Raw genomic sequence first — 1,250 nt, 5'->3', positions numbered from 1 at the left:
CAAGAGCACGCCGACGCCAGGACCGTCGTGCCTTCTTCACCGCGGCATTGGGCGCAGCGGCCGTTGGCTCTGCCTTCGTCTACGCTGACGCCGCCAAGGCTCAGTCGGCCAATGTTGATGTCGATGTTCTCAACTTCGCGCTCAACCTCGAGTACCTCGAGGCCCAATTCTACCTGTACGCCGTGAACGGAGCGGGCTTGCCGGCTAACATGACGGCAAGCGGGTCCGGTACAGCGGGCGGAACGGTCGTCGGCGGCCAGCTGGTGGACTTCAGCAGCGATCCCCTGGTTGGCGCCTATGCCAAGGAGATCGCTGCGGACGAGATGGCGCATGTCGCCTTCTTGCGGGGTGCGCTGAAGACCGCAGCGGTTGGCATGCCAAACATCAACATTTCCGGCGATGCGAACGGTGCGTTCACTGCGGCTGCGCGCGCAGCCGGTGTCGTCGGGGCGTCCGAGACGTTCAACCCTTACTCCTCGCCCAACAACTTTTTGCTCGGCGCGTTCATCTTCGAGGATGTGGGCGTCACGGCGTACAAAGGCGCAGCGCCGCTGGTGACCGACAAGACCTTCCTGGAGGCAGCTGCCGGCATTCTGGCCGTCGAAGCCTATCACGCCGCCATTGTGCGAACGACCCTTTATGCAAAGGGCATCCAGGCTCTAGTCGATGCGACCGAGAAGATCTCAGCCGCGCGCGACAGCCTCGATGGCGCACCCGCAGAGGACAAGATCCGGGGTATCGGTCCTGATGCCGATCAGGGAATTGGACCCTCGGGCACCGGTGATGCGATCATGTCGAACATCGTACCCCTGAACAGCAACGGCCTCGCGTTCAGCCGGACGACCGGACAGGTGCTCAACATCGTCTACCTGACGCCTGGTGCGGCAACGATGGGCGGCTTCTTTCCGAATGGGGTGAACGGCAGCATCAAGTCCACAACCTGATCCAAGCTCACGCGACCCGACCACCTCTCTCCGTTCATCAGGGATGACCATCATGATCGATCCTCGCAAGGCTCTCGATATTCTCGCGGCCTCAGACGTCCGCCGCGCAGCACGACGCCAGTTCCTCAAGGTCGCGGGCGGGAGCACCCTCGTCATCGGCGCCAGCACGATGCTCGCAGGCTGCTTCAATGACGACGACGACCCAAGCCCGGCGCCATCGCCGACACCGTCTCCATCGCCGACCCCAACGCCCACGGCCATCACCGACCCCGACATCCTCAATCTGGCGCTCAACCTCGAGTACCT

General features: G+C 63.2%; 1 protein-coding gene and 1 pseudogene. Both read left to right on the top strand.

The window, feature by feature from the left end; genetic code table 11:
- Positions 1–944: ferritin-like domain-containing protein (locus FHS94_RS19085; protein WP_184060890.1), on the top strand; the 944-nt coding region annotated here is incomplete at its 5' end.
- Positions 945–996: 52 nt separating this feature from the next.
- Positions 997–1,250, top strand: a pseudogene (locus FHS94_RS19080) (ferritin-like domain-containing protein); the annotation flags it as partial.

Origin of the sequence: Sphingomonas aerophila, assembly GCF_014199305.1 — a bacterium.
In the GTDB taxonomy this organism is placed as follows: Bacteria; Pseudomonadota; Alphaproteobacteria; order Sphingomonadales; family Sphingomonadaceae; genus Sphingomonas; species Sphingomonas aerophila.
The sequence above is the reverse complement of the archived record's forward strand: the minus strand, read 5'-3'. Positions and strand labels throughout refer to the sequence as shown.